This window comes from Nocardiopsis sp. KDC1DS13DA1, from assembly GCF_055632325.1.
Genome location: NZ_JBVMUY010000005.1, coordinates 172,629 through 185,907 on the forward strand (window position 1 = coordinate 172,629; position 13,279 = coordinate 185,907).

Sequence of the window (13,279 nt, forward strand, 5' to 3'; positions counted from 1 at the left end):
GGTCGGACCCGACAGTCGCGGGTCCGTTCCGGTCAGGCCCGGGCGGGCGCGGCCGAACCCGCCGGTGCGCGCCCCCGCTCGGGCAAACCCAGGACATCGTTGGGCAAGAAGCGTGTCTGGTCCGACGTGCCGGTCGCCGCGGACGCGCACCATGGAAACCAGGATGGCCTGACGGCCGACCCTGAGAAGGAGGTGGGCGGGGCGGGGGACACGCGCCCCGCGGACACATGGACCTTGGTTTTCTGCGTCCTCTGTACGAAAGCGACGCCCCGGTGGCCTCGGTGCACCTGGACACCAGCCGCGGCACCAGGGACGCCGACAAGGAGATCGAGCTGCGCTGGCGCCACCTGCGCGAGGAGCTGGCCTCCCTGGGCACCGACGAGGCCACGCTCGACGCCCTGGAGGAGGCCGTCGGCGAAGGGGACTCGCGGGCGTTCGGCACGCACGGCCAGTCCCTGTTCGCCTCCGACGGCCAGCTCCTGTCCGCCCACACGCTCACCGAACCGCCCAGGCAGGACCGCGCCGCGTGGCTGCCGATCCCCGACGTGCTGCCCGTGGCCGTCGAGCGGGGCCGCCACCTGCCCTACGTCCTGGTGGCGCTGGACCGGGTCAACGCGCACGTGACCGCCCATCCCGCCGCCCCGAGCCGGGGCCCCGCGGCCGAACACGACCTGACCGGCAGGAACCTGCACGGCATCGACGTCATGAGCCGGGGCGGCCCGGGCAACCTGGGCGGCTACAACGGACGCTTCCCCGGTAAGCACGTCGCCCAGGACATGTGGCGGGAGAACACCGCCAAGGTCGCCGAGCACGTGCGGGACGCGGTCGCGGAGGTCGGCGCGGAGGTGATCTTCGTCGGCGGTGACGCGGAGGCGATCGCCTACCTGCGCGAGAACCTGGCCGAGCGCCGGCTCGACACACCGATCCTGCTGGTCGCGGGAGGGCGCGGCGGCCCCGACGCGGAGGAGCGCCTGCACGAGGCGGCGGCCGAGGCGCTGCGCGAGTTCGTCGAGCAGGGGCAGGAGCACGTGGCCGCCGAGTACCAGCGCAAGCTCGCCCACGACCAGGCCGTGTCGGGCACCGAGCCCACACTGCCGATGCTGTCGGAGGCCCGGGTGCGCACCCTGCTGGTGGGCGCCGACCGCGACCACGAACCGCAGCTGTGGGGTTCGCCGAGCGAGCCGGTCCTGGTGGGGGTGCACAGCAACGACATGGACGACCCGAGCACCGCGTTCCGGGCCCCGGCCAGCGCGCTGATGCTGCGGTCGGCGGTGATGTCCGACTCCGGGTTCACCGAACTGCGTGAGAGCGGTGAGCCCAGCGCGGACATCGGTGCCATCCTGCGCTACGCGGGCCGCGGCTGACGGGGGCGGAGGCGTCCGGTCCGGGCACCTCACCGGCCCGGCGTGTCGTCGGTGCCGTGCAGGTGGGTGCGCTCGCCGTTGTGGTCCAGGACGGAGAGGATCTCCACCGGGCCCTCGTGGGCGCCGATCAGGTGCGGGGTCATGGTCCCGAACTCGGCGGCGTTGCCCGCCTGGACGAGAACGGTCCGCTCGCCCAGGCGCAGCAGGGCGGTGCCGGACAGGACGGTGAACCACTCGCGGCCCGGGTGCACGCACAGGTGCTCCGGGCCGGTCGGCCGCTCGGGTGTGATGCGCATCTTGGCCACGGTCACGCCGTTCAGGGAGCGTTCGCGGGACAGCAGCCAGGTGGTCGCCCCCCGCGTGTGCCGGGGCTGCGGCCGGATCACCACGTCCTGGTCGTCGGCGGTCTCGACGAGCTGGTCGAGCGTGGTGTCCAGGGCACGGGCGATGGGCACCAACTGGTCCAAAGCGATCCTGCGGCGCCCGGTCTCGATACGGCTCAGATTGGACGGGCTGAGGTTGCAGCGGGCCGCGAGGGCGTCCAGGGTCCAGCCGCGCGCGCGCCGCAGACCGCGGATGCGCTGGCGGATCACGGCGTCCAGGTCAAGTTCTTGCTCCATAGGCAAGAGTGTATGCGCTCAAGACATCAAACGGTTAGCGTGGAGGCATGACACACCACGCTCAGCACCACGCTCACCAGTGCGGACACCATGCCCACAGGCAGGGGCGCGACGGCGGGCACACCCACCACGACGAGTCGGGGCTGGCCGACCTGCTCGACCTGGACGCCGAGGTCTTCGCCTCCCCCCTGGACGACCTCATCGCCTGGGTCGACGGGCACACGACAGCCGCGCCGGAGACCATCGCCGACGTGGGCGCCGGAACCGGTACCGGGACCCTGGCCCTGGCCCGGCGCTTCGAGGGGGCCCGGATCGTCGCGCTCGACCAGTCCCCGGTCATGCTCGACCGGCTGCGCGGTGCGGCGCGGTCGCGGGGGCTGACCGACCGGGTGCACCCCGTCGAGGTCGACCTGGACCACGCCTGGCCCCGGGTCGGCTCCGTCGACCTGGCGTGGGCCGCCGCCTCGCTGCACCACGTCGGGGACCCCGACCGGCTGTTGCGCGACCTTCACGCGGCCATCGCCCCCGGCGGTCTGCTGGTCGTCGTCGAGATGGACACCCTGCCGCGCTTCCTGCCCCGCGACATCGGATGCGGCCGTCCCGGCCTGGAGGAGCGCTACCACGAGGAGGCCGCGCGGGACGGCTGGAACGCGTACCCGAACTGGCGGCCCCACCTGGAACACGCCGGGTTCGAGGTCGCCGAGGAGCGCGGCTTCGACTTCGAGGTGCACCCGGCGCCACCGAGCGCGAACCGCTACGTCCGCGACCACCTCGACCGCGTCCGGGCCTCGCTCGCCGACAGGCTGGACCCGGACGACGTCGCGGCCCTGGACCGCCTTCTGCGGGACGACACCCCCGAGGCCGTCCTGAACCGCCGCGACCTGGTGGTGCGCAGGGCCCGGACCGCCTGGGCGGCCCGCCGCCCCTGAACCGCCGGGACGGAAGCCAGAGCACACAACGGGGAGGGAATGTCGCAGTGAACAAGGAACGGAACACGGCCCCGGACGTCGACGTCGCCGTCATCGGAGGCGGCGCGGCGGGGTTGAGCGCGGCCGTCGCACTGGCGCGGTCGCTGCGGTCGGTGGCCGTCGTGGACGCCGGCGAGCCGCGCAACGCCCCGGCCGAGGGGGCGCACAACGTCCTCGGCCTGGACGGTGTCGCCCCACGGGACCTGCTCGCCAGGGGCCGGGCGGAGGCCGAGCTCTACGGGGCGCGCGTCCACGAGGACCGGGCCGTCGCCGCGCGGCGCCGGGGCGGGGTCTTCGAGGTGGACCTGGCCGTCGGCGGCACCGTACGGGCACGGCGGCTCCTGCTCGCGACGGGGCTCGTCGACGAGCTCCCCGCCGTCCCGGGCGTGCGGGAGCTGTGGGGGTCGAGTGTCCTGCACTGCGCCTACTGCCACGGCTGGGAGGTGCGCGGGCGGCGCATCGGTGTGCTGGGCACCAGCCCCATGAGCGTCCACCAGGCGCTGATGTTCCGGCAGCTCAGCGAGGACGTCACACTCTTCGTCCACACCATGCCCGACCCCGACGGCGACGCGTGGGAGCAGTTGGCCGCGCTGGGCATCCGGGTCGTGGAGGGCACCGTGCGGATGCTGCGCACCGACGTCGGTGTCCTGCGGGCGGTCGTCCTGGCCGACGGACACGAGTTCCCGGTGGACGCGGTGACCGTCACCCCGAGGTTCATCGCGCGCTCGGACCTGTACGAACAGCTCGGCGGCACGCTCACCGACCACCCGATGGGGGCGTTCGTCGCCACGGGGCCCAAGGGCCGGACCGACGTGCCGGGGGTCTGGGCGGCCGGGAACACCAGCGACCTCGCGGCGATGGTCGCCACGGCCGAGGGTGCCGGGGTCGAGGCCGCCACCGCGATCAACGCCGACCTGGTCACCGAGGACGCGGCGGCCGCCGCGCGGGCCCGCGCGCGGCGGTACCCGGTGGCCTGACCCGAGCCCGGGCGCGGGGCGCCGACCCTGCGGTCAGCCCCACCCCGCGCCCGGGCGGCCACCCCCGCCCGGCGGGCGGCACACCCCATGGCCTGGGACGGAACCGAACTCCTAGGGTCGTGGCGTCATCCACCGACGTCACGAGGACCAGCACATGATCACCCTGCGGGGGCTGACCAAACGCTACGGCGGCACACTCGCCGTGGACTCCCTGGACCTGGAGGTGCGGCCCGGCCGGGTCACGGGCTTCCTCGGCCCCAACGGATCGGGCAAGAGCACGACCATGCGGATCGTCCTGGGCCTGGACCGTCCGACCAGCGGCAGCGCGCTGGTCGGCGGTCGGCCCTACCGGGAACTCGACCGTCCGCTGCACCACGTGGGCGCGGTGCCAGGGCGCACCTGACGGCGCTGGCGCGCACCCACCGCATCCCCGGGCGCCGGGTGGACGAGGTCCTGGCGGCCGTGGGACTGGAGTCGGCGGCACGCAGGCGCGTGGGCGGCTTCTCACTGGGGATGCGCCAGCGCCTCGGTATGGCGGCCGCCCTGCTGGGCGACCCCGAACTGCTCGTCCTGGACGAGCCGGTCAACGGGCTCGACCCCGACGGTGTGCTGTGGGTCCGCAACCTGATGCGTTCCCTGGCGGCCGAGGGACGCACGGTGTTCGTCTCCAGCCACCTGATGAGCGAACTGCAGCGGACCGCCGGCCACATCGTGGTGATCGGCCGGGGGCGCCTGATCGCCGACGCCCCGCTCGACGAGGTCCTCGGCGACAGCGCGTGGACGTCCGTCCGGGTACGGGCCCCGCACCCGGAGGACCTGGTGACCGCACTGAGGGCCGAGGGCGCCGGGGTCGAACGCGTCGGCCCCGGAGAGCTCACCGTGACCGGGGTCGGTGTGGAACGTGTGGGAGAGCTGGCCCACCGGGCGGGGGTGGCCCTGCACGAGCTGAGTCCGCGCGCGGCGTCCCTGGAACAGGCGTACCGCGAGCTCACCGCCGACAGTGTCCAGTACACGACGGCGAAGGGGGCCTGACGGTGCACACGGCCACCCCGGCGCACTATTCGCGCACCCGCCCCGCCCCCCGGCCGCCGGGCCCCGCGCGTGCTCTGTCGGATCTCGCGCTGGCCGCGGGCGCGGAGTGGGTCAAGCTCCGCTCGGTCCACTCGACCTGGTGGGGGCTGGCCACCGCCCTGGTCCTCATGGTCGCGGTCGCCCCGTCGGCCGCGTTGACGATCGCCACCAACATGGGCCACGGGACGCTGCCCGAAGCCCGGATCCCGGCCTCGGAGACGGCGCTCTACGCCGCCCTGTGGGCCGTGCAGTTCGCCGTGGTCGCGGTGGCGCTGCCGGTCATCACCTCCGAGTACTCCTCGGGGTCCATCCGGCCCAGCCTCCAGGCGGTGTCGTCCAGGGTGCGGCTGCTGACCGCCAAGGCGCTCGCGCTGGCGGCGCTGGTGTTCGCGTCCGGACTCGTCATGGCCGCCGTCGGGACACTGGTGACCTGGGCGGTGTCCCGGCACCCGCTCTTCGAGGCGCAGGTGACCCTCGACGCGGGGGAGGCGGCGCTGGACGCGGTGCGCGCGGCCGTCCACCTGACGGCGGTGGCGCTGGTCACGCTCGGGCTCGGCGCGCTGCTCCGCTCGACAGCGGCCGCGCTGACCTGTGTGTTCATGCTGTTGATGGGGCTGCCGGTGATGCTGCTGCTCATGGGCGGCGACCTCGGTATCCTCCTCGCGGGCCGCCTGCCGTTCCTGGCCGGCGTGTCCTTGGGAGACAGCCCGTTCCTGGTGGGCGGGTTCGAGCACGCGCTCCCGCCCGCCGCGGGCGGGGCGGTGCTGGTGTGCTGGGCGCTGGTGTGCCTGGGCTCCGGCGCCGTGGCCCTGGTACGCCGGGACGCGTGAGCCGAGGGGTGCCCCGACCGGGGCGGCATGGGATGGACGGGACGGGAGAACGCGTGGAGACAGCCCGGGGGGACGCCTGGCCGCGCCTGCGTACCGCTCTGAACCCCCTGCTGGGGGGAGCGCGGTCGTTCGTCGCGGTGGTGGCGGGTCTGCTGACGGCCCTGCTGACCCTGGCCATGGGGGCGGTTGCGCTGGCCGCCCTGCCCGCCCTGGCCTGGCCCCGGGCCCGGAGGCGGACGGCACCCGCCCTGGCCGGGTGGACGGTGCGGCTCGGCGACGCGGAGGTGGCCAGGCTGGCGCTGTGGGGCGGGCTCACCGTCCAGTCGGACGCGGGGGTCACCCCACGCGTGGTGTACCTGGTCGCCCGGCTGCCGGTGGCGTGCGCGTCGGCCCTCCTGCTCTTCGTGCTGGGCGGACTGCTGGCACTGTTCGGTGTCGGAACGGTGTGGGAGGTGGTGAGCGGTACCGCGTCGGAGGTGGCGATCTCCATGCCCGGCGTGAGCCTGTCCACCTCCACCGCCATCCTGGGCGCCGCGTTCACGCTGGTCACGTTCCTGGCGCTGTGGGGCGGGCTGGTCGCGGCCACCGCGTTGGACCGGCTGCTGGCCCGCAGGATCCTGGGCCCCAGTACCGAGGACCTGCTCCACCGGCGCATCGACGAGCTGGCCCGGTCGCGCTCGGGGATCGTCCAGGCGGTCGACGAGGAACGGCGCCGGATCGAACGCGACCTGCACGACGGCGTCCAGCAACGGGTGGTGGGGTTGGCGATGCTCCTGGGACGCGCCCAGCGCGGCAGCGACCCCGAACGCACCGCGCACCTGGTCCGCCAGGCCCACGGGGAGGCCCGCGTCCTGCTGGACGAGCTGCGCGAGGTGGCGTGGCGGGTCTACCCCACGGCCCTGGACACCCTCGGCCTGGAGACCGCTCTGGCCGAGGTCGCCGACCGGGCGCCGCTGCCGGTCACGGTCGACTCCGACCTGCCCGAACCCCTGTCGCCCGTGGTCGCCACGGCGGTGTACTTCGTGGCGCGCGAGGCCATCACCAACGCCGTCAAGCACGCCCGCGCGCACGAGGTGGCCGTCGCCGTGCGCGCCGACCGCGAGGGGGTGGAGCTGAGCGTGGCCGACGACGGCCGCGGCGGTGCGGATCCGGACGGGAGCGGCCTGACCGGGCTCGCCCGCCGCCTGGGGGCGATCGACGGCACCCTGACCGTGCGCAGCCCCGAGGGCGGGCCCACGGTCGTGCGCGCCTTCGTCCCCCGTGCCCGATAATCGTGCCCACACCGCCCCCGACGAAGACGGAGCCCCCATGCGCCTGGTGATCGCCGACGACTCGGTCCTGCTGCGGGAGGGGCTGGTGCGACTCCTGGAGGAGGAGGGACACCAGGTCGTGGCCGCGGTCGGTGACGCCGACGCCCTGATCGGCGCGGTCGCCGCACACGCGCCCGACGCCGCGGTGGTGGACGTGCGCATGCCCCCGACCCACACCGACGAGGGTCTGCGCGCCGCCCTGAGCGTGCGTGCCGAGTACCCCGGCGTGGCGGTGCTGGTGCTGTCGCAGTACGTGGAGCAGCGCTATGCCGCCGAACTTCTCGCCGGGTCCTCAGGCGGGGTCGGGTACCTGCTCAAGGACCGGGTCTCGGAGGTCGGGGAGTTCCTCGACGCGCTGGAGCGGGTGCGCGGGGGCGGCGCGGCCTTCGACCCCGAGGTGGTGCGCCGCCTGCTGTCGCGCACCACCCACACCGACCCGCTGGCGTCCCTCACCCCGCGTGAGCGCGACGTGTTGGAGCACATGGCCCAGGGCCTGGCCAACGGCACCATCGCCGAGCGCCTGCACGTGTCGGTCAGCGCGGTGGAGAAGCACGTCAACGCGATCTTCGACAAACTGGGTCTGGCCCACACGGCCGGCTACAGCCGCCGTGTGCTGGCGGTGCTGCGCTACCTGGGGTCGTGAGGCGTGCCGCCCAGGGTCAGCGGCAGGTCCTCGGGCAGATCGTCCAGCGCGGCCACCCCGTGCAGGTGGTGCACCCCCGCCTGCAGACCGTCCACGACGGTGGCGGCCCAGGCGGTCAGGGCGGCGGTGGCGCGTGACTGCCCCCGTCCGCGCGCCCAGCGCACGTGCTCACCGGCCCGTGCGAGCACCGTCCAGGCGTCGGAGCCGGGCAGGTGCAGCCCGGTGGGCAGGCGGCGGGCGCCGGGGAGCCGGGTGAGCCCGGCCAGGGCGACCGTCAGGGGCGCCGAGTCCACCCCGAAGTGGGTGCGCACCGGTCGGTCCAGGTCCCGGGTCAGGACGTGCTGGTCACTGAAGTCGACCCGGTACAGGCGCCGTCGCCCCTGCCCGGGCAGGGCGAACACCGACGGCCGCGTGTAGTTGCGCACCGGCGTCCCGGTGGCCGGGTCGGGGAAGGATCGGCCCAGCAGCCCGAACGCCCACGCCGCGCCCGCCGCCCCGTGCTCCTCGCCGGCGCCCAGGACCACGGCCAGGTCGATCGGCCCGCCCCCCGGAGCACGGGTGTGCAGGTCGGCGGCGAGCAGGTTGGTCAGCCCCGGCGCGAGTCCGACGTTGAGCAGGACCGGGGCGCGCGGCGACAGCCGTTCCACGGCCGCCACGTAGGTGTGGGTGGCGGTGGCGTCGACGAAGGCCGCGCCCCGTTGCGCGGCGATGGCGACCAGGGCCGGTTCCTCGGCCCCGGAGGCGTTGACCACCACGTCCACGTCCTCCAGCGCGTTGTGGAAGCCGCCCGCCTCCGGGGAGCGGGCATCCACGACGCGGTCGGCCCGCCGCGGGTCGCGACCCGCGCTCCAGCAGGTGTGGCCCTTCGCGCGCAACCGCTCGGTGACCAGCGATCCGACCGCTCCGTAGCCGCCCAGTACCAGGACTCGCACGTCCGTTCCTCCTGACGCGGTGCCACGGCTCGGCGACACCGAAAGTATCTGTAGTGATGCCCCAATAAGATAAGTGGAGTGCCACTACAGTCAACTCGTAGGATGGTGACCATGAGCACACACGGCACCGACGGGCGCCTCGCCCGGACCCGCGCCACCCGCGCCCGCGTCGCCGAGGCCGCCACCCGGCTGTTCACCACGCGGGGCTACACGGCCACCAGCATCCAGAGCGTGGCCGGCGAGGCGGGCGTGGCCGCCCAGACCGTCTACAACGCCTTCGGCACCAAGGCGGAGATCCTGAAACAGGCCCTGGACCAGGCCGTGGCCGGGGACGCCGAACCCGTGGCCACCCTGGACCGGCCCTGGGCGGGGGAGGCGCTGTCCGCCCCCGACGCCGCCGAGCAGATCCGCCGCCAGGCGGCCGGGACCGCGTCGGTCATGGCGCGGGTGGCGCCGCTGTCGGAGGTCCTGCGGGGCGCGGCCGACTCCGACGACGCCCTTCGCGCGCTGTGGCGGACCAACGTCGAGCAGCGCAGGACGGTACAGCGCGCCTTCGCCGAACGCCTCGCCGAACGCGGGGCGCTGCGCCCGGGGCTGACCGCGGAGGAGGCCGCCGACACCGCGCTGGCCCTGCTCAGCCCGGAGGTGTTCACCCTGTACACGGTCCAGTGCGGCTGGAGCGTCGACCGCTGGCGCCGCTGGGCGACCGGCGCCCTCCTGCGGCACCTGACCGATCTGGAGCCGGCCGCCGACGCGTCGGCGCGGTGACGGCCTCCCGGGGGAGCCCTCCCCTCAGGCCCCGGCCATACCGAGCCGGGCCAGCAGGTCGGCCTCGGTGATGATGTCGATGCGCTGGCCCCGCTCGCGGTAGGTCTCGGCACGGACGTGCTTGGAGGTCTTGCCGGCGCCGTCGTGCGCGCCGACGACGAGCACGTCGGTCCTTCGGGTGACGTTCTTGGCGGGGTGGCCGCCCGCCTCGGCGATGCGCCGCCAGGCCTCGGGCTTGTCCATGGCGGCCAGGTCACCGGACACGCACACGGTACGCCCGTACAGCGGCCCGGAGGGGTCGGCGTCGGCCACGGCCTCGGGCATGGGGGCCTCGGCGGCGCGCCGCCATTGGTCGAACCGGTCCTGGACCGGCGGGGAGGCGGCGGGCCCCGGAGAGGGGGGCGGGGCGCTCGGTGCCGCGACGGGGTCCAACCGCCCCAGGCGCAGGCGCGCGGCACGGGACAGCTCGGCCAGGGACGTGGTGCCGTGTTCGGTCATCGCCGCGATCATGATCCGGGCGGCGGCCTCGGCGTCGGCGTCGGCACGGTGGTGGTGGGTGACGCGGTGGCCGATGTGCGCGCACACGGTGGGCAGACGGTGGTCGGCCAGGGCGCGCCACAGGCGCCGGGACAGCGCGAGCGTGCAGGCGTAGTCGATCGCGGGGTGGCCGAGGCCGGTGTGGGCGCACGCCCTGCGCACCACCCCCATGTCGAAGGGGGCGTTGTGCGCGACCAGGGCGCCGCCGTCGGCGAAGTCGAGGATCCGCCGCCAGACGGCGTCCCAGGTCGGGGCGTCGGCGACGTCGGCCGCGGTGATGCCGTGGACGGCGACGTTGTGGTGGGAGAAGTGGCGGACGGCGTCGGGCGGGCGGATGAGGGTGGAGTAACGCTCCACCGGTTCACCGTCGACCACGCGCACGAGGCCGACCGCGCAGGCGCTGCCCCGGTCCTGGTTGGCGGTCTCGAAGTCGATCGCGGTCCAGGTGTCGGTCACCGCGCACCTCCCGCACGTCGCTCTCCGTCCGAACGGTTGGAGGTTACCGCTCCGGCGGGGCCGGTGGGGACGGAACCGGCATCCCCGTGCCCCTCTCGGGGCGGCCCACCCCCGTAGTTGAGTTTGGCGGCCTTGTGATAAAAAGTTAGGCGTGCCGAACTTTAGAGATGAGCCGCCCTCAAGGCCGTGGCCGACCGTGCTCGCCGCGGCCGCGGTCGGCCTCACCCTGACCGCCTGCTCCGCCGGCGCCACATCCGCCGGTGACACCGACGAAGACGGGCGCCCCCTCGTCCTGACCACCTTCACGGTCATCGCCGACATGGCGCGCAACGTGGCCGCCGACCGGGTCGAGGTCGTCTCCATCACCCGCCCCGGCGTCGACATCCACGTCTACGAACCCACCCCCGACGACCTGGCGCGGGGGCAGGACGCCGATCTCATCCTGGAGAACGGCATGGGGCTGGAGGCCTGGTTCCAGCAGTTCACCGACCGCATCGACGCCCCCACCGCGACGATCAGCGCCGGGATCGACCCCATCCCCATCGCCTCCGGCGACTACGAGGGCGAACCCAACCCGCACGCCTGGATGTCCCCCGACAACGCCCGGGTCTACGTCGACAACATCCGCGACGCCCTCGTCGGACTCGACCCCGAGGGCGAGGCGGACTACGACGCCGCCGCCGAGGCGTACAAGGCCGAGATCTCCGAGGTCGGCACCTTCCTGGAGACCGAACTGGCCGAGGTGCCCGCATCCAGCCGCGCCCTGGTCACCTGCGAGGGCGCCTTCCCCTACCTGGCGCGCGACGCCGGACTGACCGAGATGTACCTGTGGTCGGTCAACTCCGAGGGCGAGGCCACCCCCCGGCAGACCGCCGCCGTGACCGAGTTCGTCCGCGACAACGACGTTCCCTCCCTGTTCTGCGAGAGCACCGTCAACGACAGCACCCAGCGCTCGGTCGCCCGCGAGACCGGCGCCGCGATGGGCCCCGTCCTCTACGTCGACTCCCTGTCGGAGGAGGGCGGCCCCGTCCCCACCTACCTGGACCTGATCCGCTACGACGCCGAGGCCATCGTCGAGGGCCTGAGCGCCGGGTGAGGAGAACCATGATCCCCGCCATCGAGGTCACCGGGGCGACCGTCCGCTACGGCGACGTCCTGGCCCTGGAGGACGTCAGCCTCACCGTGGAGCCGGGACGGGTCTGCGGCCTGCTCGGCACCAACGGTTCGGGCAAGTCCACCCTGTTCAAGACCATCCTGGGCCTGGTCACCGCCGACCGGGGCCAGGTCCGGATCCTGGGCCGCACCAACGCCGCCGCCCGCAGGGAGGGACTGGTCGGCTACGTCCCCCAGTCCGAACAGGTCGACTGGGCCTTCCCCGTGCGCGTGCGCGACGTGGTCATGATGGGCCGCTACGGGCACATGGGCGCGCGCCGCCGGCCCCGCGCCGCCGACCGGCGGGCCGTCGACCACGCCCTGGACCGCGTCGACCTGACCGACCTGGCCGACCGGCAGATCGGCGCCCTGTCCGGAGGCCAGCGCAAACGCGCCTTCGTCGCCCGCGCCATCGCCCAGGGCGCCGACGTCCTGCTGCTCGACGAACCCTTCGCCGGGGTGGACAAGCGCTCCGAGGGCACCATCGTCGAACTGCTGGGTTCCCTGCGCCAGGAGGGGACCACCCTGCTCGTGTCCACGCACGACCTGTCCCAGGTGCCCGAACTGTGCGACGAGGCCGCGCTGCTCCAGCGCCGCCTGCTCTCCCACGGGACACCGGACGAGGTCCTGCGCCCCGAGGTCCTCATGGAGGCCTTCGGGGTCCGCCCCAAGGAGGGAGCCGCCCCGTGGACGGCCTGATCCAGTGGTTCGCCGAACCCATGCAGTTCGAGTTCGTCCAGCGCGCCCTGCTGGTCAGCGTCGTCGCGGGGGTGGCGTGTGCCGTGCTCTCGTGCTGGATGACCCTGGTGGGCTGGTCGCTCATGGGGGACGCCGTCTCCCACGCCGTCCTTCCCGGTGTGGTCCTGTCCTACCTGTTCGGGGCGCCCTTCGCCGTGGGCGCACTGGTGTTCGGGGGCGGATCGGTGGCCCTGATCGGGGTGGTCAACCGCACCTCGCGGGTGAAGGAGGACGCGGTCATCGGGGTCGTGTTCACCGCCATGTTCGCCCTGGGGCTGGTGCTCGTCTCCCGTGTGCCGAGCCAGACCGACCTGAGCCACATCCTGTTCGGCAACGTCCTCGGGGTCTCCGACGCCGACATCTGGCAGGTCGTGGTCCTGGCCGCGGTCGTGCTGGCCGTGGTCTGGTACAAGCACCGCGATCTGACCCTGTACGCGTTCGACCCCGTGCACGCGCACGCGCTCGGCATCAACCCGCGCCTGCTGGAGACACTGCTGCTGGGGCTGCTGTCGGTCACCGTCGTGGTCGCCCTCCAGGCGGTGGGGATCATCCTGGTGGTGGCCATGGTCATCATCCCGGGCGCCACCGCCTACCTGCTCACCGACCGGTTCGAGCGCATGCTGGTGATCTCGGCGTCGGTGGCCGTGGCCGCGTCCTTCGTCGGCGTGTACGCCAGCTTCCACGTCAACGTGTCCACGGGCGGGTCGATCGTGCTGGCCCAGGCCTGCGCGTTCGGCCTGGCCTACCTGTTCTCGCCGCACCAGGGCGTGCTCTGGCGCGGACGGGGGGCCCGGGCGCTGCGGGCGCGCGCCCGGACCCGCGCGTGAGGCGTGTCCCCCGCGCGGGGGGACGCGCGGGGGACACCTCGGACGTTCGGCCGGAACGGGTGGCGCGGATCGGGCGGTGCGAGAAT

13 protein-coding genes and 1 pseudogene are annotated in these 13,279 nt (G+C 74.0%); 11 read left to right on the plus strand and 3 right to left on the minus strand.

Going from position 1 to position 13,279, the window contains the following annotated elements; translation table 11 throughout:
• Window positions 1-227: 227 nt before the first annotated feature.
• Window positions 228-1,364, plus strand: coding sequence for a baeRF2 domain-containing protein (locus ACTVAJ_RS04545; protein ID WP_470386769.1), 1,137 nt, complete (start codon window positions 228-230; stop codon window positions 1,362-1,364).
• 29 nt (window positions 1,365-1,393) lie between these two features.
• Here ACTVAJ_RS04545 and ACTVAJ_RS04550 read toward each other — a convergent pair whose 3' ends face one another.
• On the minus strand, window positions 1,394-1,984 hold the full coding sequence (locus tag ACTVAJ_RS04550; RefSeq protein ID WP_470386770.1) for a helix-turn-helix domain-containing protein: 591 nt from the start codon (window positions 1,982-1,984) through the stop codon (window positions 1,394-1,396).
• Window positions 1,985-2,031: 47 nt separating this feature from the next.
• Between ACTVAJ_RS04550 and ACTVAJ_RS04555 the strand changes: the two genes are divergently transcribed.
• The 6 genes and pseudogenes from ACTVAJ_RS04555 to ACTVAJ_RS04580 all read left to right on the plus strand — a co-directional run bounded on the left by ACTVAJ_RS04555 (window position 2,032) and on the right by ACTVAJ_RS04580 (window position 7,783).
• Window positions 2,032-2,913: a class I SAM-dependent methyltransferase gene (locus ACTVAJ_RS04555; RefSeq protein WP_470386771.1), complete on the plus strand. Its 882-nt coding sequence runs from the start codon at window positions 2,032-2,034 to the stop codon at window positions 2,911-2,913.
• 47 nt (window positions 2,914-2,960) lie between these two features.
• Window positions 2,961-3,929: an NAD(P)/FAD-dependent oxidoreductase gene (locus tag ACTVAJ_RS04560; protein ID WP_470386772.1), complete on the plus strand. Its 969-nt coding sequence runs from the start codon at window positions 2,961-2,963 to the stop codon at window positions 3,927-3,929.
• Window positions 3,930-4,083: 154 nt separating this feature from the next.
• Window positions 4,084-4,961 (plus strand): annotated as a pseudogene (locus ACTVAJ_RS04565) (ABC transporter ATP-binding protein).
• A 2-nt stretch (window positions 4,962-4,963) separates the two neighbouring features.
• Entirely contained in the window at window positions 4,964-5,830 is an 867-nt protein-coding gene (locus ACTVAJ_RS04570; RefSeq protein WP_470386773.1) for an ABC transporter permease, read from the plus strand.
• Window positions 5,831-5,883: 53 nt separating this feature from the next.
• On the plus strand, window positions 5,884-7,101 hold the full coding sequence (locus tag ACTVAJ_RS04575; protein ID WP_470386774.1) for a sensor histidine kinase: 1,218 nt from the start codon (window positions 5,884-5,886) through the stop codon (window positions 7,099-7,101).
• Window positions 7,102-7,138: 37 nt separating this feature from the next.
• A complete protein-coding gene (locus ACTVAJ_RS04580; RefSeq protein ID WP_470386775.1) occupies window positions 7,139-7,783 on the plus strand; it encodes a response regulator transcription factor in 645 nt (214 codons plus the stop codon).
• Here ACTVAJ_RS04580 and ACTVAJ_RS04585 read toward each other — a convergent pair.
• Window positions 7,768-8,715 carry an NAD-dependent epimerase/dehydratase family protein gene (locus ACTVAJ_RS04585; RefSeq protein ID WP_470386776.1) on the minus strand — a complete coding sequence of 316 codons (948 nt, stop codon included), beginning with the start codon at window positions 8,713-8,715 and terminating at the stop codon, window positions 7,768-7,770. The genes ACTVAJ_RS04580 and ACTVAJ_RS04585 overlap by 16 nt on opposite strands.
• A gap of 111 nt (window positions 8,716-8,826) precedes the next feature.
• Between ACTVAJ_RS04585 and ACTVAJ_RS04590 the strand changes: the two genes are divergently transcribed.
• On the plus strand, window positions 8,827-9,483 hold the full coding sequence (locus tag ACTVAJ_RS04590) for a TetR/AcrR family transcriptional regulator (protein ID WP_470386777.1): 657 nt from the start codon (window positions 8,827-8,829) through the stop codon (window positions 9,481-9,483).
• Between the two features lie 24 nt (window positions 9,484-9,507).
• On the opposite strand, the gene ACTVAJ_RS04595 is transcribed toward ACTVAJ_RS04590, so the two are convergent.
• On the minus strand, window positions 9,508-10,476 hold the full coding sequence (locus ACTVAJ_RS04595; RefSeq protein WP_470386778.1) for an exonuclease domain-containing protein: 969 nt from the start codon (window positions 10,474-10,476) through the stop codon (window positions 9,508-9,510).
• Window positions 10,477-10,627: 151 nt separating this feature from the next.
• On the opposite strand from ACTVAJ_RS04595, the gene ACTVAJ_RS04600 reads away from it, so the two are divergent.
• From ACTVAJ_RS04600 to ACTVAJ_RS04610, 3 genes are read left to right on the plus strand one after another with little or no spacing between them, the layout of a single operon-like run.
• Entirely contained in the window at window positions 10,628-11,572 is a 945-nt protein-coding gene (locus tag ACTVAJ_RS04600) for a metal ABC transporter substrate-binding protein (protein WP_470386779.1), read from the plus strand.
• 8 nt (window positions 11,573-11,580) lie between these two features.
• Window positions 11,581-12,327: a metal ABC transporter ATP-binding protein gene (locus tag ACTVAJ_RS04605; RefSeq protein WP_470386780.1), complete on the plus strand. Its 747-nt coding sequence runs from the start codon at window positions 11,581-11,583 to the stop codon at window positions 12,325-12,327.
• Between the two features lie 20 nt (window positions 12,328-12,347).
• A complete protein-coding gene (locus ACTVAJ_RS04610; RefSeq protein ID WP_470386961.1) occupies window positions 12,348-13,193 on the plus strand; it encodes a metal ABC transporter permease in 846 nt (281 codons plus the stop codon).
• The last annotated feature ends 86 nt before the right edge of the window (window positions 13,194-13,279 follow it).